24 protein-coding genes and 1 tRNA gene are annotated in these 16,786 nt (G+C 69.0%); 16 read left to right on the forward strand and 9 right to left on the reverse strand.

The window, feature by feature from the left end; all coding sequences use genetic code 11:
- Positions 1–219: 219 nt before the first annotated feature.
- Positions 220–564, reverse strand: a complete 345-nt coding sequence (locus ACZ7CF_RS04415) for a winged helix-turn-helix domain-containing protein (protein ID WP_470368801.1) — start codon at positions 562–564, stop codon at positions 220–222.
- Positions 565–691: 127 nt separating this feature from the next.
- On the opposite strand from ACZ7CF_RS04415, the gene ACZ7CF_RS04420 reads away from it, so the two are divergent.
- From ACZ7CF_RS04420 to ACZ7CF_RS04490, 15 genes are all read left to right on the forward strand, one after another.
- On the forward strand, positions 692–1,021 hold the full coding sequence (locus tag ACZ7CF_RS04420) for a hypothetical protein (RefSeq protein WP_470368802.1): 330 nt from the start codon (positions 692–694) through the stop codon (positions 1,019–1,021).
- Between the two features lie 260 nt (positions 1,022–1,281).
- Positions 1,282–1,560 (forward strand): hypothetical protein, encoded by a 279-nt coding sequence (locus ACZ7CF_RS04425; protein WP_470368803.1) that lies wholly within the window; start codon positions 1,282–1,284, stop codon positions 1,558–1,560.
- A 1-nt stretch (position 1,561) separates the two neighbouring features.
- The gene (locus ACZ7CF_RS04430; RefSeq protein ID WP_470368804.1) at positions 1,562–1,744 is read left to right on the forward strand and encodes a hypothetical protein; all 183 of its coding nucleotides are present in this window, start codon (positions 1,562–1,564) and stop codon (positions 1,742–1,744) included.
- Between the two features lie 93 nt (positions 1,745–1,837).
- Positions 1,838–3,196, forward strand: coding sequence for an FtsK/SpoIIIE domain-containing protein (locus ACZ7CF_RS04435; RefSeq protein ID WP_470368805.1), 1,359 nt, complete (start codon positions 1,838–1,840; stop codon positions 3,194–3,196).
- 1 nt (position 3,197) lies between these two features.
- A complete protein-coding gene (locus tag ACZ7CF_RS04440; RefSeq protein WP_470368806.1) occupies positions 3,198–3,404 on the forward strand; it encodes a hypothetical protein in 207 nt (68 codons plus the stop codon).
- Between the two features lie 86 nt (positions 3,405–3,490).
- The gene (locus ACZ7CF_RS04445) at positions 3,491–3,784 is read left to right on the forward strand and encodes a hypothetical protein (RefSeq protein ID WP_470368807.1); all 294 of its coding nucleotides are present in this window, start codon (positions 3,491–3,493) and stop codon (positions 3,782–3,784) included.
- Entirely contained in the window at positions 3,768–4,169 is a 402-nt protein-coding gene (locus tag ACZ7CF_RS04450) for a hypothetical protein (protein ID WP_470368808.1), read from the forward strand. The genes ACZ7CF_RS04445 and ACZ7CF_RS04450 overlap by 17 nt, the downstream gene beginning before the upstream one ends.
- Complete coding sequence (locus ACZ7CF_RS04455; protein ID WP_470368809.1) at positions 4,166–4,390, forward strand: hypothetical protein; 225 nt, start codon at positions 4,166–4,168, stop codon at positions 4,388–4,390. The genes ACZ7CF_RS04450 and ACZ7CF_RS04455 overlap by 4 nt, the downstream gene beginning before the upstream one ends.
- Positions 4,387–4,731 carry a hypothetical protein gene (locus tag ACZ7CF_RS04460; RefSeq protein WP_470368810.1) on the forward strand — a complete coding sequence of 115 codons (345 nt, stop codon included), beginning with the start codon at positions 4,387–4,389 and terminating at the stop codon, positions 4,729–4,731. Before ACZ7CF_RS04455 ends, ACZ7CF_RS04460 begins: the two co-directional genes overlap by 4 nt.
- Positions 4,732–4,736: 5 nt before the next feature.
- Positions 4,737–5,057, forward strand: a complete 321-nt coding sequence (locus tag ACZ7CF_RS04465) for a hypothetical protein (protein ID WP_470368811.1) — start codon at positions 4,737–4,739, stop codon at positions 5,055–5,057.
- A gap of 5 nt (positions 5,058–5,062) precedes the next feature.
- The gene (locus ACZ7CF_RS04470; RefSeq protein WP_470368812.1) at positions 5,063–5,932 is read left to right on the forward strand and encodes a hypothetical protein; all 870 of its coding nucleotides are present in this window, start codon (positions 5,063–5,065) and stop codon (positions 5,930–5,932) included.
- Positions 5,933–6,032: 100 nt separating this feature from the next.
- Positions 6,033–6,704 (forward strand): DNA cytosine methyltransferase, encoded by a 672-nt coding sequence (locus ACZ7CF_RS04475; protein WP_470368813.1) that lies wholly within the window; start codon positions 6,033–6,035, stop codon positions 6,702–6,704.
- A 17-nt stretch (positions 6,705–6,721) separates the two neighbouring features.
- Positions 6,722–8,074: a replication initiator gene (locus ACZ7CF_RS04480; protein ID WP_470368814.1), complete on the forward strand. Its 1,353-nt coding sequence runs from the start codon at positions 6,722–6,724 to the stop codon at positions 8,072–8,074.
- Complete coding sequence (locus tag ACZ7CF_RS04485) at positions 8,071–8,286, forward strand: helix-turn-helix transcriptional regulator (RefSeq protein ID WP_470368815.1); 216 nt, start codon at positions 8,071–8,073, stop codon at positions 8,284–8,286. The genes ACZ7CF_RS04480 and ACZ7CF_RS04485 overlap by 4 nt, the downstream gene beginning before the upstream one ends.
- Entirely contained in the window at positions 8,286–9,503 is a 1,218-nt protein-coding gene (locus ACZ7CF_RS04490) for a tyrosine-type recombinase/integrase (protein WP_470368816.1), read from the forward strand. Before ACZ7CF_RS04485 ends, ACZ7CF_RS04490 begins: the two co-directional genes overlap by 1 nt.
- A gap of 68 nt (positions 9,504–9,571) precedes the next feature.
- Here ACZ7CF_RS04490 and ACZ7CF_RS04495 read toward each other — a convergent pair.
- The 6 genes from ACZ7CF_RS04495 to cmk all read right to left on the reverse strand — a co-directional run bounded on the left by ACZ7CF_RS04495 (position 9,572) and on the right by cmk (position 14,408).
- A tRNA-Pro gene (locus ACZ7CF_RS04495) sits at positions 9,572–9,645 on the reverse strand.
- Positions 9,646–9,818: 173 nt separating this feature from the next.
- Positions 9,819–10,934: a sensor histidine kinase gene (locus ACZ7CF_RS04500; protein ID WP_470368817.1), complete on the reverse strand. Its 1,116-nt coding sequence runs from the start codon at positions 10,932–10,934 to the stop codon at positions 9,819–9,821.
- Entirely contained in the window at positions 10,928–11,560 is a 633-nt protein-coding gene (locus ACZ7CF_RS04505; RefSeq protein WP_360398895.1) for a response regulator transcription factor, read from the reverse strand. Before ACZ7CF_RS04505 ends, ACZ7CF_RS04500 begins: the two co-directional genes overlap by 7 nt.
- A gap of 51 nt (positions 11,561–11,611) precedes the next feature.
- Complete coding sequence (gene der, locus ACZ7CF_RS04510) at positions 11,612–13,033, reverse strand: ribosome biogenesis GTPase Der (protein WP_360398898.1); 1,422 nt, start codon at positions 13,031–13,033, stop codon at positions 11,612–11,614.
- Positions 13,030–13,668: a lysophospholipid acyltransferase family protein gene (locus ACZ7CF_RS04515; protein ID WP_470368818.1), complete on the reverse strand. Its 639-nt coding sequence runs from the start codon at positions 13,666–13,668 to the stop codon at positions 13,030–13,032. The genes der and ACZ7CF_RS04515 overlap by 4 nt, the downstream gene beginning before the upstream one ends.
- Positions 13,665–14,408 (reverse strand): (d)CMP kinase, encoded by a 744-nt coding sequence (cmk, locus tag ACZ7CF_RS04520; RefSeq protein ID WP_458433598.1) that lies wholly within the window; start codon positions 14,406–14,408, stop codon positions 13,665–13,667. Before cmk ends, ACZ7CF_RS04515 begins: the two co-directional genes overlap by 4 nt.
- Positions 14,409–14,559: 151 nt before the next feature.
- On the opposite strand from cmk, the gene ACZ7CF_RS04525 reads away from it, so the two are divergent.
- Complete coding sequence (locus ACZ7CF_RS04525; protein ID WP_458433599.1) at positions 14,560–15,000, forward strand: pyridoxamine 5'-phosphate oxidase family protein; 441 nt, start codon at positions 14,560–14,562, stop codon at positions 14,998–15,000.
- Between the two features lie 50 nt (positions 15,001–15,050).
- Here the strand turns inward: ACZ7CF_RS04525 and ACZ7CF_RS04530 are convergent, their stop codons facing one another.
- Both ACZ7CF_RS04530 and ACZ7CF_RS04535 read right to left on the reverse strand, forming a co-directional pair.
- Positions 15,051–16,022, reverse strand: coding sequence for a 5'-methylthioadenosine/S-adenosylhomocysteine nucleosidase family protein (locus tag ACZ7CF_RS04530; RefSeq protein WP_470368819.1), 972 nt, complete (start codon positions 16,020–16,022; stop codon positions 15,051–15,053).
- The gene (locus tag ACZ7CF_RS04535; RefSeq protein WP_458433601.1) at positions 16,019–16,738 is read right to left on the reverse strand and encodes an NUDIX hydrolase; all 720 of its coding nucleotides are present in this window, start codon (positions 16,736–16,738) and stop codon (positions 16,019–16,021) included. The genes ACZ7CF_RS04530 and ACZ7CF_RS04535 overlap by 4 nt, the downstream gene beginning before the upstream one ends.
- Positions 16,739–16,786 lie beyond the last annotated feature (48 nt).

A 16,786-nucleotide genomic window follows, 5' to 3' on the forward strand; every position in this document is an offset into this window, starting at 1 on the left:
CGCGCCCAACTCGGGACGTCACCTGGCATCGTTCCGCCTCCCCTGGTCTGCGCCTTCCACCTTCGAGTGTGTCACTGAACGACTGGTGACGAGGAGGTGCGGAGGTGGTGACACGGTCTCGTCACCATGTCACCCCGGCAACACCAACCGTGACACTGTGACCCCGCGACGTGATATCCGATGCTTGAGTTATGAGCGGAATGCACCGGGTAGGCGGGATCACCGGCCGGTCCCCTCCAGGTCGTCGACTCGGCCGCGCAATGCACTGACCTCAGTGCGAAGCTCCTCAACCTGCCGGAGCACATCAACCATCGTGACGGTCGCTGACTGATCTTCACTGGGCGGCTCGTTGACATAGACGCCTACGGCGGGGGTCACGGTCACCCAGCCTTCGTCATGGAGTGCCTTCAGAGCCTTCTGGAGGGTCGCCAGCGCCACACCCTTGGTCTCCGCCAACGTTCGGTTGCCGGGAAGCTTGTCGCCTGGAGTGAGTCGCTCACTGCGAATGTCGTCCTTGATCGACTCGACGACCCGTTGATACGCGGGCAAATGAGGCGCTGTCATGCAACCAATTCTATGACACCGACTCAATCCGACATAGGTCACCCGATCGGACTATAGCCCACCAACCTATGCCGACATATGCTGACTATGTCAGAACGTACTGCTTAAGAGCGGAAGGAACTACGCCATGAGGAACATGAGGATCGACCTCAGCGACCGTCGTTTGATGCTCACGGAGCTGCCGGGCGCCAAGACCCGCGAGGTTGACGGCCAGGTGGAACTCGTGGTCCAGGAGGGCGTCCAGCTCTTTCAGGCCGTGGTCTTCATGAAGTCCAAGGGGCAGAAGGGTGAGGAGATCAAGGTGACGTTGGAGACCGACCCCGGCGAGTCGTTCGAGGAGGGCGACATCGTGGACCTCGTGGACCCACGCGCCTCGTTCTACTCCTTCAAGAACGGTAAGGGCGAGACCGTGTCCGGCATCGCCTACCGCGCAACGGGTTTGGTCAAGATCGCCTGACTCGGGGCGCTGCCCGGTGACGCCTGGTGCGTCGCGCTCGTGTGGCCTCTGTGACCGTCGAACCACCTTCGCGAATCCGCTTCGGTAGGCGACGCCGTCGAATAGCAGGGGATTCCTTTCGAACTTTGAGAACTACACAGTGGGCCAATCCATGCCTTTTTCCGGCGCAATAGTGGCGCCGGGGATTCACGTTGACCTCCGGCCGATGGCTTGTCCGGCGGTCTTCGTGGTTCCCATGAGGAAAGAGGAGGTGCACGATCGTGGCGATTCAGATGATCGAGGACTACAAGACGAAGAAAGCCCTCGAACGGTACGGCCACTTCATCGGCGCGATGGACACCCTGGAGGAGGGGTTGATCGCGGCCGAGAAGCTGATCGAGCGCGTGGACGACTCCAAGGCCGGCGCCGGGTTCTCGCTGCCGACCAAGGATGAGCTGGCCGCGCAGCTCAAGAAGGTGTACGAGCAGGTCGGGACGCTGCGGACCAGGGCCAAGAAGCACGAGGCGGACCTGGTCTCGCGCGAGTGGGCGGTGAAGTGACATGTCGTACGCGGTGGACAACGTGCTGGACGAGATCACGATCGGGATGAAGCTGCTGCGCGACACGACCAAGGGCATTCCGGATGTCGGCGGAATCCGTGCCTCGCACGAGCGGGCACGTAAGGCTGTCGGCGCTCTGGTGGTCGCGCTGGAGGACGTGCGATCGAAGATCAGTGACAGTTAGGAAATAGACGATGCGTGGAGGTGGCCCGGCTCCGCGCGGACTGTGAACGCATTTCTCCTGGGGCTGGGCTTCTCCCAGGAAGGGCGATTCACGATGAGGTATTCCAACCGCAGGACGGGCGTTGAGTGGCGGGCTCTGCTGTGGACGGCCCGGCACCCCGGCATGGTGGTGGTGCCCGGTGCCCTGGGGACCTCCGCGGTCATGCTCGGTCCCTCGACCACGGGCGCGATCACCGGCGGTGCGCTGACCGCGCTGGGGAGCTGGTACCGGGCGCACCCGGACAGCTTCGACTACTTCGCGGCGCCGGTGCTGCGGGCGTGGCGTCGCCGCTGGTTTTCCCGCTACACGGGCCGCTGGTGGAAGGACACCATGCTGGCGGTCGACCTGGCGCCGGCGCACCGCAAGACCGGTGAGCACCAGGTCCCGCGTATCACGAAGTTCCGCTCTCCGGCGTCCTCGGTGGACACGGTGTACGTGCGGATGATCCCCGGCCAGACGGCGAAGCTGTGGGAGAGCAAGACCGAGGAACTCGCCATGGCGCTCAACGCCGAACGGGTCGGTATCGAGCGGATCCGGCCGCAGATTGTCGCGCTGGTGGTGCAGCGGCGGGAGTCGTTCACCGAGGTTCTCGAAGCTCCGGAGATGCCGTGGGACGCGGACGCGGTGGACCTGATGAACGTCGTGATCGGTGAGGACGAGTACGGCAACGACTGGCGCGTGCCGGTGGTCGGTCAGCACATCTTCGGCGCGGGCGCGACCGGTTCGGGCAAGGGCTCGCTGGTCTGGTCGCTGCTCCGTGCGCTCGCTCCGCTGATCCGTGACGGCCTGGTGCGGCTGTGGGTGCTGGACCCGAAGCGGATGGAGCTGGTCAAGACCGAGTCGATCGCCTACCGCTACGCGGCCGAACCCGAGGACTGCGTCGAGGTGGTCGAGGAGTTCGTCGCCGACCTCGAACGCACCCAGAGGGTGTTGGCGGAGCAGGGAAAACGCAAGTTCTCGATTTCGCATGAGACGCCGTTGAACCTGTTGATCGTGGACGAGATGGCGGCGCTGCTCGGGTTCGGTGACATGGTCGTGATCCGGGCGATGCGCAAGGCGTTGTCCTACGTCGGTACTCAGGGCCGCGCGACCGGACACAGCATGTGCGGCTTCGTGCAGGAGCCCTCCAAGGACGTCGTACCGGTCCGCGACCTGTTCACGATGCGGATCTGCCTGCGCGTCACCAGCGCATCGCACGTGGACATGGTGCTGGGTGAGAACGCCCGCCTGCGCGGTGCTCTGGCTGACGAGATCCCCAACGACGCGAGTACGGCCGGTATCGGCTACGTGGTGAAGGAGAAGTCCCGCGTGCCGCTGCGCATCAGGGCGTCCTATGTGGACGACTCCGAGATTGACCAGTTGATCGAGTTCGTGACGAGTGGCCGCACGGGCGGCCTGAAGGTGGTGGCCTGAAATGTGGAGGTTCGGTTTCGCTCTCTGGGCGACGTGGCAGATGGTCCGCTGGGCCGTCGTCGGTGCGGCTGTGCTGTTCGTGCTCTACCTGTGGGGTGGTGTCAACGGCGCGTTCATCCTCGCGGTGTTCGGCGTCGGCCTGGGCCTGTTCGGTCTCAAGCGGACGCTGGCCAACCTGTACCGCCGCGAAGACGCGGAACGGCGGTGATGACGATGCCTACGCCGCTTCGTCTCGCCGGCCCCGGTTCCCGCGCCTCGTGGCTGGCCCGGTGCCGCGACCTTGACCGTGACCGGGTGCTCCGGCTGCTGACCGAGGTCGACGGCAACGCGCTGGGGTTCTCGCTCACCGTGGATCGTGCGTACCGGCTGGCAGACGCCCGTCATGGCGTCCGGGTCGACTCCGAGGACCAGCACGCGATCACGGCCCTGATCGGCGCCGGGGTGCTGGTGCCCGGACGGGGCGACTGGCTGGAAGTGGATGCCTGGCCTCCGCGTGACTACGTGCTGACGCTGTTCATCAGCTCCACTACCGGCCGCACGTTTCACGCGGAGCTGCGGGAGGTGATCGGCGATGGCACGGCGCAGTGACCCCGGTCAGCTCGACCTGTTCGGCGGCACGCCACAAGCCGCCGACATCGTGCCTGTTCCCCGTTCGGAGCCGAAGACCGGGTTCGGTGGCAAGGCTGACGCGGTCGTGGAGATCCTCGACGAGGTCCACAACGGACGCTTCGGCCTGCTGGAGAACAACGACCGCGTCGTCCACATCGACGGAGAGGGCCACTGCCGGCACGCCTGCAACGCGGACGCCTCGACGGTGGAGAGCTTCATCGTCCAGAAGTACGCGAAACCGGCCGCTGTCGAGTCCATGCGGCACGGAGCGGTCCGCCGCAACGTCGTCATCCTCGCGCTCACCCCCGGCGGGCGCGCGCTGCTGCGGCGGTCCTCGATGTTGCGGACCCGGCGGCCCCAGTGACCGCCGCCTACGACGTCGCCGTCCAGTCCGAGGTCATGCGGCTGACCGACGACTACGACGCGATCATCCGCCGCTTCGCCGACGACAACGGCGAACTGCCCGGCCCGCACGCGGTCGACGCCGCCGAGATTGCACACCGCCTGCACCTCGTGCACGCCGACCAGGCCGAGCACTGGCGGCGCCTGTCCTGCGAGCACCGAGAAGGAAGGACGCAGCGATGAACACGTTCCGGATGACCGACCCGCCCGAGTGGAACGACTTCCCGCCGGACTGGATGAAGGCCGACGTCGAATCGGTCCTGAGCATGATCGCCTCCGGCGTGCTCTACACCCGAGAGGGCCTGGTCCACGACTACGGCTGGATCAGGCACGACCTCGGCCCGGCTGAGCCGATCGCCGACGACGAGTCCTCGGCCACGCACATCATGGTGGAGCGCGGGTTCGTGATCTGGGCCGAGTCGGCCACCCTCACCACCGAGTCCGGCGAGAGCTTCACCGCCGCGCGCATGGTGTTCACCCCGGCCGGCCGCGATCTGCGCGACAAGCTGAGCCGGGGGAAGTGACCGCGATGGCCGGGGTTATCTTCCCACCCGCCTGGGTGCTGCCGTACTGCGACTACGTGCTGGGCTGCGTCGCGCAGCACACCCTGTTCGTCAACATGCGGGACGACTACGAGTTCGCCTGGGTCCGCGATGACGGGTTCCAGCCCGCGCGACTGATCGAACTCGACCGCGCACTGTCCACCGAAGCGTTGCTGGTGAACAACTTCCTGGCCCTCGGCGACCGCGCGATGCTCCGCGACGAGACCGGCTCCGAGGTCCCCGCCGAACGGCTGATCTTCCAGCCGACCGGCCGTCAGCTCTACGAGTACATCAACACCGGGAGGTGAAACCAATGCAGGCCGACGACTCTGACGAGATCAACGAGGCGGCCGGGGTCACGAAACGAGTTGTCGACCTGCGCCGTAAGAAGGCCGAATCCGCTCACCTGCGGGGCTTGGTGGACGACCCTGACATGGTCGCGGTCCGTATCGAGTCCCAACGGCGGACGATCACGCGCGGCATGTGGTTCTTCCTCACGCTTGGCCTCGCGTTCACCACCGCCGGCGTCCAGGACTTCCTCGCCGGGCACCGCGAACCCACCGACCCGCTGTGGTGGGCCGCATGGCTCGCAGAACCGATGCTCGCCGGAATCCTGATCATGCTGCTGATGTTCGAGGCCGAGATCCTCTCGCGCGGCCTCACCATCCCGGACGGATGGGTCGGCAAGCTCAAGAAAGTGCTGCTGTCCTCCACGCTGGTGATGAACGTCTGGCCCGCGCTCGCCCCCTGGCTGGCCGGTGATGAGCCGTTCGACGGCGGCAACCTCGCCATCCACATCATCGTGCCCGTGGTGGTCTACGGCGTCGCCGAAGTCATGCCCGTCATCCAACACAAGTTCAACGAGGCCATCACCCGCGCTTACCGCGACGCCGGACGCACAGCCAGCGCCGCACCGCCGGCACCTGTCGCACCGCCGGCGCCTGTCGCCGACCAACCGGTACAGCAGGCGCCTCCCACCGCCACGGCGGCTCTGGCCACCGGAACGCGCATCCGGTTGCCCGAACCGATCCTCAACCAGGTCAAGGCGAAAGCCGCCGAACTCGCCAACGAGGGACGCGCCCTGACCGCCGACGACGTGCGATCCGTCGTCCGAGTCACGCCCGAGATGGCCGCTCAGATCGCCGCAGAAGTCCAGCAGCGCAACGGGCACGCGTTCACCTGAACCCGGCAGCACAACCCCTCTGCTGCCCACATGAGCGGGGCACGACCACTCCCCTGGCCGTGCCCCGCTTCTCATGTCACCACAACGAAAGGAGACGCTCGTGCAACCGACCATGCTCGACCTGTACAGCGGAGCGGGTGGCGCGGCCTACGGCTACCGCATGGCCGGCTGGCATGTCACCGGCGTCGACATCAACCCCCAACCGCGCTACGCGGGCCACGTCTTCCACCAGGGCGACGCGCTCGAATTCCTCGCCGCACACGGCCACGAGTTCGACGCCGTCCACGCCTCCGCCCCCTGCCAGGGCTACTGCACCCTCACCACCGGCACCAACCAGGGCCGCAACTACCCGCGCCTCATCGCTCCCACCCGCGAGGCGCTCGACTGCCTCGGCAAGCCCTACGTGCTGGAGAACGTCGTCGGCGCCGAGCTGCGCCCCGACCTCGTTCTGTGCGGACTGATGTTCGGGCTGAAGGTGTTCCGCCACCGCCTGTTCGAGCTGGGCGGCTGGATGACTCTGCAAGCCCCGCACCCGCCCCACCGTGGGCACCGCGTGGCCGGCTGGCGACACGGCCGCAACCACACCGGCGACATGGTCGCGGTCTACGGCGACGGTGGCGGCAAGGGCTCCGTCACCGACTGGCAGACCGCGATGGGCATCGACTGGACGGACGTCCGGCACGAACTGGCTGAAGCCATCCCACCCGCCTACACCGCGTTCATCGGCGAGGCCCTGCTCGCCCAACTCCCCGCCCTCACCACCGCCGCCTGACCGAAGGGAGACGCCTCGTGCTGCCTACGGACCCGACTACCAGCCTGGAAGACCGCATCGTCCGCAAGCTGCGCTCGGTCGACTACCGCGACTGGCGCGACAAGGTCACCGCCATCGGCGGCTGCGCTCAGCCCATCCGCATGTTCGGCGCCTGGCAGCTCCACGACCACGCCGGCAAGGTGCTCGAGCACAAGGGCGGGGACATCATGGTCCCGTGCGGCAACCGCCGGCAGAGCGTCTGCCCGGCCTGCTCCGACCGCTACGCCGCCGACGCCTACCACCTCATGCACGCCGGACTCGCCGGTGGCAGTAAAGGCATCCCGACCACGGTCACGGAGAAGCCCCGCGGCTTCGCCACCCTCACCGCGCCGTCCTTCGGCAAGGTCCACTCGGCACGCCAGAGCAGCCGCGGCAAGACCATCCCGTGCGCCTGCGGGGCCTGGCACCACTCCGACGATCCGCGCATCGGCACCCCGGTCGACCCCGACACCTACGACTACGTCGGCGCGATCCTCTGGCAGGCCAACGTGGGCGAGCTGTGGAGCCGGTTCATCCGCAACCTCAAGCGCGCTCTGATGAAAGCCGCCGGCCTGCGCGCCGATGACTTCAAGCACCACGCCCGCCTGTCCTACGCCAAGGTCGCCGAATACCAGCGACGCGGCCTCGTCCACTTCCACGGCGTCATCCGCATCGACGGCCCCGAAGGACCCGACGACCCGACACCCCGGTGGGCCACGGCCGAGCTCCTCGCGGACGCGATCCACGCCGCCGCACGCTCGGTGAGCCTGGAGGTCCCACGGCCGGACGGTGAAGTGCTGGTGCTGCGCTGGGGTGATCAGGTCGACTGCCGCTCCATCCGGCCCAGCAACGCGGCAGAGGTCGAACAGGCCGGAGAGATCAGCGAAGCCCGGCTGGCCGGCTACGTCGCCAAGTACGCCACCAAGGGCACCGGCAAGAGCGAAGCCGCCGACCGCCGCATCCTCTCCGAACTCCACATCGCCCACCTCAAGGTCTCCGACCACCACCGGCGCATGATCCAAACCGCCTGGGACCTCGGCCACCTCGACACCTACGAGTCGCTCAACCTGCGCCGTTGGGCGCACATGCTCGGCTTTCGGGGCCACTTCCTGAGCAAGTCCCAGCGCTACAGCACCACCTTCAAAGCCATCCGCGAGGAACGTCACGCCTTCCGCACCCTCCAGGTCCTCGACCGGCTCGGCTACGACCCCAACGCGGTCACGGTCATCAACGACTGGACATACACCGGCTCCGGCTACAGCACCGACGCAGAACGAACCCTCGCCCTGGCCATTGCAGAGGGCCGCAAGGAACAACGCCAACGCAAGTACGAACAGGAGGTAGCAGCATGAGCGAAAGCCTGTTGGACGGCAGGTGGTACACGACCGACGAAGTCGCCGAGATCATCGGTGTGGACGCCTCAACACTGCGCCGCTGGCGGACCGCACGGCCTCCGAAGGGTCCGGCGTTCGTTCCCCTGTCCGACCGCAACACCAAGTACCACTCGCGTGACGTTGAAAGCTGGCTGGTCAGCAAGCGCGTCGATCCTGGAAAGGTGGCGTGATGGTTCGCCTCGCCGCGCCGATCGGAATCAAGCTGTCGACCGACATCGAGTATCGGGCGAACCGCGCGAGTCCGTACCGTGCAAGGGTTCGATGGTCCGACCCGTCCACGAAGACGCGTCCATCCAAGTCGGAGTCTTTCGCGACGGAGGATGAGGCCAAGGCGTGGCTTGCCTCCCTGCGCAGGCTCGCTGACCGGGGCGTGACGCCACAGACCGCCACCCTGCCGATCGAGGCGTACGGCGAGTCGGTGATGTCGCTGGCGTTGCGTGGTCTGGAGAAGAAGACGCTCGACCCGTACATGGCGGGGTGGCGCAAGCGTGTCGTGCCCGATCTCGGTCACCTCCCGCTGTCCATGTGGACGCCCGGCGTGTCGGATCGAGCGGTACACGGCTGGATCGCTGACGGCTACGGCCTGTCGACCGTGAAGAACACGATCGGCATTCTCGTCAGGATCGCGGAGCAGGCTGTCCGAGATGGCATTCTCGACACCAACCCGGCGCGCGTCACGGGCTGGCAAGCCGAGTACAGCCAGGCACAGGACGAATTGGACGATCCGCGTTCACTGGCGTTGCCCGACTGGGCGGCGCTCGAACGTCTGTCCACTGCGTTGGTGGAGCGCTCGGCCGACAAGTTCCAAGGCTGGGGCGACCTCGTGAAATTCATGGCGTCCACGGCCGCGCGAATCGGAGAGGTCTCCGGGGTCCGCCGCTGCGACATCAATCGCAAGACGTGGATGTGGCGGGTGTGCCGGCAGACCACTCCCGGTCCCGGTGGGCTGATCGACAAGGGCACGAAGGGCAACCGGGCACGCTGGGTGCCGCTGATCGAGGAGATCCGCCCGGTGGTCGATCGCCGGTTCGAGCTGACGCCGAACGACCCGATGGCTCGACTCTTCACCGGCCCTCGCGGTGGACGCGTCACCACAGCGGTGCTGCGGGACGCTACCCACTGGGATGAGGTCGTGGTGACGTGTGGCCTGGAGCACCTCGTGCGCCACGACCTCCGGCACACCGGCATCACGTGGATGGCAGACGCCGGCATCCCGGTGCACGTCCTGCGACTGATCGCTGGCCACGCGAACCTGGCCACGACACAGCGGTACATCCACACGGATCTGCGGCTGATCGAGGAGGCAGGCGAACTGCTGAACGGCTACGTGACGGGCGTCTGGTCCCCAACTGGTCCCCAACTGAAGATCGTCAGGGACAGCGCTTGATCAATTGATAAAAGAAAAGAGCCCCGCTGACCTGGTAAATTCCAGATTAGCGAGGCTCTTTCAGACCGTCGGGACGACAGGATTTGAACCTGCGACCCCTTGACCCCCAGTCAAGTGCGCTACCAAACTGCGCCACGTCCCGGCCACACTCCCGGTTCCCCGGCGTGCAAGAAGAATCCTACAACACCACCAACGGAGATCAAAAACGGGCCCCCGCACCCACAACGACCTGCGGAAATGCGGAGATGCGACGGGGATCCGAAGCCGGGTCCCCTCGGCCCGACCGATCCCCCGATCCTCAACCGACGAGGAGAACTATGCGGTGGCCGGGTCCCGGGCGCCACCGCCGAAAGTCGAGTCCCGGTCGTCGGCCTTCGGAGCGCCGGGTGGCAGGACGGCGGTGACGCTGAAGCCGCCGTCTGCGCGGTAGGAGGTGGTGAGGGTGCCGCCCACCAGGCGGATGCGTTCGGACAGGCCGTGGAGGCCGGCGCCGCCGCCGTCGGCTTGGGTGGGGAGGTCGCTGGGGCCGTTGACGACGGTCACGCGGAGTGGGGAGCCGCGGTCCACGGTCACGGTCACGGGGGCGCCTGGGGCATGTTTCGTCACGTTGGTCAGGGACTCCTGGACGACGCGGAACAGGGCTCTGGACACGGCTGGGGTCGTCACACCGTCGCCGGTTTCGGTGAGGGTCACGGAGACGCCGGCCACGCGGGCGCGGTCGACCAGTTCTTGCAGGGAGGGGTAGGTGGTGTCGGAGTTCAGGAGGCCCAGGGCCGTGCGCATCTCGGAGAGGGACTCCTTCGCCAGGGCGCGGAGGCGGAGGGCGGTGGCGCGGACGGTGTCGTCGGGGGCGGTGGCGGCCAGGGCGGCGGACTCCACCGCGATGAGGGTGGCGTGGTGGCCCACGGCGTCGTGGATCTCGCGGGCTATGCGGGCGCGTTCTGCTGCGCGGGCGGAGGTTTCGAGGGCTTCCAGTTCTGCTGCTCGGGCCCTGCGGGTTTCGTAGAGGGACTGGGTCAGGTCCTTGCGGGTGGTGACCAGGGCGCCGAGTGCGGTGGGGGCTGCGGAGAGGCCGAAGGAGAACGCCGTCGCCAGGAGGAGGGGGCCCAGGGGGACGGTCTCGGTCAGCACGGCGGGGAGGACGGAGGCCGCGGTCAGGAGGACGACCCACAGGAGCTGGACGGGGACGGACTTCTCCTCGCGGCCCAGGCGGTACTGGGCGACGAGCGCGGGGGCCCAGCCGAGGCCGCCGGCGACTGCGGGGACGCAGATCAGGGAAGCGAGCCACGGCCAGCGCAGGCGCACCGGGAGCAGCAGTGCGGCGAGGACGGCGGTCCAGAGCGACCACGGGAACGGGCGGTCCTGGGTCAGCAGCACGACGCCGGTGGTGGTGCCGACGGTCAGGAGCTCGCGCAGGAGCTGCTTCACCACACACCGACCTGGTGGGCGACGAGGGCCGCCTGCACCCGGTTCTCGACGCCCAGCTTGGTCAGGACGGTGGAGACGTAGCTCTTCACCGTGGCCTCGGAGAGGCAGAGCTCCTCGGCGATGGCGTGGTTGGAGCGGCCGCCGGCGAGGAGCTCCAGGACCTGGCGTTCGCGGGCGGAGAGGGAGTCCAGGCGGCGGTTCGCGCGGAAGCCGCGCAGGCGTGGGAGGAGGCGGGCGGTGATGCGGGGGTCCAGGACCGCGCCGCCGGCTGCCAGGTCGACGACGGCGCGGACCAGGGTGTCGGGTTCGGCGTCCTTGAGCAGGAAGCCCTGGGCGCCCAGGTCCAGTGCCGTGGCGACGTAGTCGTCCAGGTCGAACGTGGTCAGCACGGCGATGGCGGGTGGGGTGGCCCACGTGCGCAGGCGCCGGACGGCCTCCAGGCCGTCGACGCCCGGCATCTGCACGTCGACCAGCACCACGTCGGGCAGGTGGGTCAGCGTGACCTCGACGAGCTCGGCGCCGTCGGCGGCCTCGCCGACCACCTCCACCCGGCCGTCGGCCTCCAGCAGGACCTTCAGGCCCCGCCGCAGCAGGGACTCGTCGTCGGCAAGCACCACTCGTACGGCCACGAACCCAACCAACCGCACCCCATGGCAAAGAGCAACCGTGGGGCTGAAGAACTACTTCTTGCCCGCGCCGGCCTTCTTCTTCTCGCGCACGCGCACGGAGATGCGGACCGGGCTGCCTTCGAAGCCGAACTCCTCGCGCAGCTTGCGCTCGATGAACCGGCGGTAGCCCGCCTCCAGGAAACCGGTCGTGAACAGCACGAACGTCGGCGGGCGGGTCGAGGCCTGGGTCGCGAACAGCACCTTGGGCTGCTTGCCGCCGCGCACGGGCGGCGGGGTCGCGGCGATCAGCTCGGTCAGCCACTGGTTGAGGCGGCCGGTGGGGACGCGGGTGTCCCACGAGTTCAGCGCGGTGCGCAGGGCCGGGGCGAGCTTGTGCACGGCGCGGCCGGTCAGGGCCGAGATGTTGACCCGGTCGGCCCACGGGACGCGGACCAGGCCGCGTTCGAGCTCGCGGACCATCTCGTTGCGGCGGTCCTCGTCGACGAGGTCCCACTTGTTGAACGCGAGCACGCACGCGCGGCCGGACTCGACGACCATGGTCAGCACGCGGAGGTCCTGTTCGGACAACGGCTCGTGCGAGTCCAGCAGCACGATCGCGACCTCGGCGGTCTCGATGGCGGACTTGGTGCGCAGCGAGGCGTAGTACTCGGCGCCGCTCTCGAACTTCACCCGCTTGCGCAGGCCCGCGGTGTCGACGAACCGCCAGATCTCGCCGTCGAGCTCGACCAGCGAGTCGACCGGGTCGACGGTGGTGCCGGCGACCGAGTCGACGACCGAGCGGTTCTCGCCGGTCAGGCGGTTGAGCAGCGAGGACTTGCCGACGTTGGGCTTGCCGACCAGTGCCACGCGACGGGGGCCGCCGCTGCGGGCGCCGAAGTCGTCGCGCGGGGTCTCGGGCAGCCGGTCGAGGATCACGTCGAGCAGGTCGCCGGAGCCGCGGCCGTGCAGGCCCGACACCGGGAACGGCTCGCCCAGGCCCAGCGACCACAGCGACGCGATGTCGGCCATCAGCCGCTCGTCGTCCACCTTGGACGCGCACAGGATCACCGGCTTCTTGGACCGGCGCAGCACCTTCGCGACGGCTTCCTCGGTCGCCGTGGCGCCCACCGTGGCGTCCACGACCACGAGGATCACGTCGGCGGTCGCCATCGCGAGCTCGGCCTGGGCGGCGACGGCGGCCTGCAGGCCCTGCGCGTCGGGCTCCCAGCCGCCCGTGTCGACCACGGTGAACTTGCGGCCGTTCCACAGCGCGTCGTAGGTCACGCGGTCACGCGTCACGCCCGGGACGTCCTGCACCACGGCCTCCCGGCGGCCGATGATGCGGTTGACCAGCGTGGACTTGCCGACGTTGGGTCGCCCGACCACCGCGAGCACCGGCTGCGGCGGAGTCGACTCGCCGTCCTCGCCGGAGGAGAGGTCGTCGAAGGCTGACCAGTCGGCCTCGTCCTCCCAGGTGCCGTCCAGGTCCGTCATCGTCCTTCAACCTCACTCACACGAAGTCCATCGAGTTCGGCGACCAGTGTCGCCAGGCGGTCGCGCACCTGCTCGGTGGCAACGCCCAGTGCGGCCCGTCCCTTCCCTTCCGGGAGGTGGAACGGCTCACCGATCAGCACGTCGACCGGCGGACGCCAGCCCGTGGCCCGGTAGGTCCCCCGGCAGGCGACCGGCAGCACCACCGCGCCGGAGGTCTTGGCCAGCCACGCCGCACCGTTCTGCGCGCTGGTGACGCCGCCTTCCCCGCGCGTGCCCTCGGGGAAGACCCCGATCACGCCGCCCGCCCGCAGGACGGACAACGCGCTGGTCAGTGCCGTGCGGTCGGCTTCTCCCCGCTTCACCGGGATCTGGCCGATCTTGCGCAGCAGGTGGCCCACCACGGCGTTGGCGAACATCTCCTGCTTGATCAGGAACGTCACGCGCCGGGGCAGCACCCCGAACAGGATCGGGCCGTCCGCCATCGAGCTGTGGTTGGCGACGACGACCACGCCGCCGCTCAAGGGTACGCGGTCGAGGCCGCGCACCCGAATCCGGAACTGCCACGCGTAGGGCACGCGCCCGATCCAGCGGCCGAAGTCGAACATCCAGGGCACGGTGCCCTCGGGATGGCTCACCCGGTCACCCGCAGCCCGCGCCGTTCGACGAGGTCCAGCAGCGCGTGCACGGTGCCGGCGAGGTCGAGGTCGGTGTTGTCGAACTCGACGGCGTCGTCGGCCGCCTTCAACGGCGACACGGCGCGCGACGAGTCGTAGGTGTCCCTGCGCTGCACGTCCTTCAGCACTGCGTCCACAGTGGACACGCGACCGGCCGCGTTGTCCTGCTTGGTGCGCCGCTGCGCCCGCGCGTCCGCCGACGCGGTCAGGTACACCTTGAGCGGGGCGTCCGGCGACACGACGGTGCCGATGTCGCGGCCCTCGACCACGATGCCGCCGACGGTGTCGACCGCGTCCGCGATGATCGCCCGCTGCTGGGCGACGAGCAGCTCGCGCACGTGCCTGGTCGCGGAGACCGGCGACACGGCGAGCGTCACCTCGGGGCCGCGGATCTCGGCGGAGACGTCGTCGCCGTCGAGCGTGATGCCCGGCCGCTCCGGGTCGGTGCCGACGACGAGCACCGCGGCGTCGGCGACCCCGCCGACGGCGGCCTCGTCCGCCGGGTCGACGCCGGCGCGCAGCACGGCGACCGTGACCGCCCGGTACATCGAGCCGGTGTCGAGGTAGCGCGCGTCGAGCGCCGACGCGAGGCGCTTCGCGACGGTGGACTTGCCGGTGCCCGACGGTCCGTCGAGTGCCACCACGCCGCGCAACTGACCCTGGCCCACCACAGCTCCCTCCGAGACACCCACGGCCCTCATTGTGCCTGGTGCGGACGTCCGCACCGGCAGCGGGACGGTCCAGGCGCGTGATCGGCCGTCACCGCGGGGGTGTCGATCGGGGGAATCCGCACCAGCACCGGGCCGGTGGCGCCGATCAGGTCAGCGCAGCACCGACCCGTGTGGAGGACCGATGACCACGACCGAACGCAACCCCGCCGTCCAGACCCTGCTGGAGTGCACGCTCGCCAGGCACAGGACGATGTTCCTGGCCACGTCCGGCTCGGACGGGTCGTGGGTGAGCGGCGTCTACTTCGCCGAGGACGGCCCGCAGCGGCTCGTGCTCGTGCTGGAGGAGCGGGGCCGGACGCTGAAGGCGGTCGAGGAGAACCCCGAGGTCGCCGTCGTCGTGTCAGCCGGGTCGCCGATGGAGCCGTTCCTGCAGGCGCGGGCCGTGGCCAGGGTGGTCGGGGGCGCGGAGGGCGAGGCGGTGCGGGAGCGGCTCGTGGCGAAGGTGCCGGAGGCGGCGCCGTTCCTGGCCGCGCCGGTCCGCCCGGTGGTGCTGACGGTGCCGCGGTGGCGCGTGACGGACATCCCCAACGGCTGGCTGCCCGGCCGGGAGTTCCCCGGCTGACGCCGCCGGCCCGCCGGAACCGGTGACCGGTTCCGGGCGGACATCAGAACTCAGGAGCTCTCCAGCCGGCGTTGCAGGTCCGGGTGACCGGCGAGCAGGTCGCGGACCACGCCCCGCGGTGCCGGGTCGGACGGGCGGGCCTTCATCTCGTGCAGTGCCAGCATCACGCGGAAGTACGTCGACTCGTCGAGCAGACCGGCCTGGGCGGCGGCGGTCAGCGAGTTGTTCAGGTCCTCGTCGCGGGCCGGGGTGGCGGAGCCGTGGGTGTGGACGCCGCCGTTGATGTTGCCGGCCTGGATGACGATGCCGTGGCTGTTGCCGGTGTGGACGTTGTGCACGCTGTGGACCACCGGGCGCTCCTCCTTGGGCTTGCGGGTGTCCTGGCCGGCGGGCAGCTCGGCGATGAGGGCGGCCACGAACGCGGCGGCGGGCGCCGGGGTGCCGATGGAGCGGACCGTCAGCACGGGCGTCGCGTTGTTCAGGTGGGCCGCGCTCGCGACCCCGGCGCTCTCGGTGTCGACGGCCGCGGCGTCGTTGTAGCCGGCGTCGAGGAACGCCGCGGTCGACGAGCCGGGGGTGAGCAGGAGCTCGCCGGCCGCGACCGGTTCGAAGTGCACCTTGGCCGGGAACGAGCGGTGCACGTAGCGCGCGCGTTGCTCCAGGGCGTGCGGTGCGGGCCAGGCGTTCGGGCGGGCCTTGAGACCGGCGTCGTCCTCCTTGCCGCCGTGGTAGCCGTAGACCTTGGTCGCGACGACGACGTCACCCTGCTCGACCCACGAGTGCAGCGCGCCCGCCTCGCCGACGATGAACGCCGCGGACGGCGCGAACTCGGTGAGCACGCGCTCGGTCAGCGCCGCCGCGTTCGGGTTCCCCTTGCCCACCAACGCGAGCGCGACCGGGCGACCGGCCACCTCGCCCACGTCGTAGAGGGAACCGGCCGGCCCCTCGTACATGCGCGGACCGGACAGCAGGGCTCGCACCGAACCATATGCGGTCTCGGTGGCCGTTAAGACAACGATCATGCGGTCACCTCCAGGGACCCTCGGGAACGCAACAGCGCCGGGTGCAGCAGCGTGGCGGGACCGCGGCGGTAGAGCAGGGCGGGACGGCCGCCGTTGCGGATCGTCTTCTCGCCCGTGGGCACCAGGAAGCCCTCCGCGCCGGTGACCTTGCGGTGGAAGTTGCGGGGTTCGAGCTGCTCGCCCCAGACGATCTCGTAGACGCGCCGCAGCTCGGTGACGGTGAACTCGGCCGGGCAGAACGCCGTGGCCAGGGTCGTGTACTCCAGCTTCGAGCGGGTGCGTTCGAGCGCGTCGGCGATGATGCGGGCGTGGTCGAACGCCAGCGGACCGGCCAGCGCCGCCTCCACCGGCACCCACCGCGCCTCGTCGGCGTCTCCCCCGGCGACGGGCACCGGCAGGTTCGGCAGCACCGCGAGGTAGCACACGGTGATGACGCGCCGCCGGGGGTCGCGGTCGGGGCTGCCGTAGGTGCGCAGCTGCTCCAGGTGCAGCCCGTCCGCGGCTAAACCGGTCTCCTCCGCGAGCTCTCTCCTGGCCGCCTTCTCGATGTCCTCCAGAGCAGACGCGAGGAAGCCGCCCGGCAGCGCCAGCGCTCCCCGGAACGGCTCAATCCCCCGCTCTACCAGCAGGATCTGCAGTTGCTCCGCTCGGACGGTGAGCACTGCGAGGTCGACGGCCACCGCGACATCCGGGATCGTCCACTCCTCCTCGGTCATCCCACGAGACTAACCCACTATCCGTCATGTTGACGGAAACTCACCCCG

The organism is Lentzea sp. NPDC036955 (assembly GCF_055608005.1).

What these genes read in the sequence shown, in the direction of transcription:
- ACZ7CF_RS04415 (WP_470368801.1), bottom strand. Translation starts at nt 564, where the DNA reads ATGACAGCGCCTCATTTGCCCGCGTATCAACGGGTCGTCGAGTCGATC.
- ACZ7CF_RS04420 (WP_470368802.1), top strand. Translation starts at nt 692, where the DNA reads ATGAGGAACATGAGGATCGACCTCAGCGACCGTCGTTTGATGCTCACG.
- ACZ7CF_RS04430 (WP_470368804.1), top strand. Translation starts at nt 1,562, where the DNA reads ATGTCGTACGCGGTGGACAACGTGCTGGACGAGATCACGATCGGGATG.
- ACZ7CF_RS04435 (WP_470368805.1), top strand. Translation starts at nt 1,838, where the DNA reads ATGAGGTATTCCAACCGCAGGACGGGCGTTGAGTGGCGGGCTCTGCTG.
- ACZ7CF_RS04440 (WP_470368806.1), top strand. Translation starts at nt 3,198, where the DNA reads ATGTGGAGGTTCGGTTTCGCTCTCTGGGCGACGTGGCAGATGGTCCGC.
- ACZ7CF_RS04450 (WP_470368808.1), top strand. Translation starts at nt 3,768, where the DNA reads ATGGCACGGCGCAGTGACCCCGGTCAGCTCGACCTGTTCGGCGGCACG.
- ACZ7CF_RS04460 (WP_470368810.1), top strand. Translation starts at nt 4,387, where the DNA reads ATGAACACGTTCCGGATGACCGACCCGCCCGAGTGGAACGACTTCCCG.
- ACZ7CF_RS04465 (WP_470368811.1), top strand. Translation starts at nt 4,737, where the DNA reads ATGGCCGGGGTTATCTTCCCACCCGCCTGGGTGCTGCCGTACTGCGAC.
- ACZ7CF_RS04470 (WP_470368812.1), top strand. Translation starts at nt 5,063, where the DNA reads ATGCAGGCCGACGACTCTGACGAGATCAACGAGGCGGCCGGGGTCACG.
- ACZ7CF_RS04485 (WP_470368815.1), top strand. Translation starts at nt 8,071, where the DNA reads ATGAGCGAAAGCCTGTTGGACGGCAGGTGGTACACGACCGACGAAGTC.
- ACZ7CF_RS04490 (WP_470368816.1), top strand. Translation starts at nt 8,286, where the DNA reads ATGGTTCGCCTCGCCGCGCCGATCGGAATCAAGCTGTCGACCGACATC.
- der (WP_360398898.1), bottom strand. Translation starts at nt 13,033, where the DNA reads ATGACGGACCTGGACGGCACCTGGGAGGACGAGGCCGACTGGTCAGCC.
- cmk (WP_458433598.1), bottom strand. Translation starts at nt 14,408, where the DNA reads ATGAGGGCCGTGGGTGTCTCGGAGGGAGCTGTGGTGGGCCAGGGTCAG.
- ACZ7CF_RS04525 (WP_458433599.1), top strand. Translation starts at nt 14,560, where the DNA reads ATGACCACGACCGAACGCAACCCCGCCGTCCAGACCCTGCTGGAGTGC.
- ACZ7CF_RS04530 (WP_470368819.1), bottom strand. Translation starts at nt 16,022, where the DNA reads ATGATCGTTGTCTTAACGGCCACCGAGACCGCATATGGTTCGGTGCGA.
- ACZ7CF_RS04535 (WP_458433601.1), bottom strand. Translation starts at nt 16,738, where the DNA reads ATGACCGAGGAGGAGTGGACGATCCCGGATGTCGCGGTGGCCGTCGAC.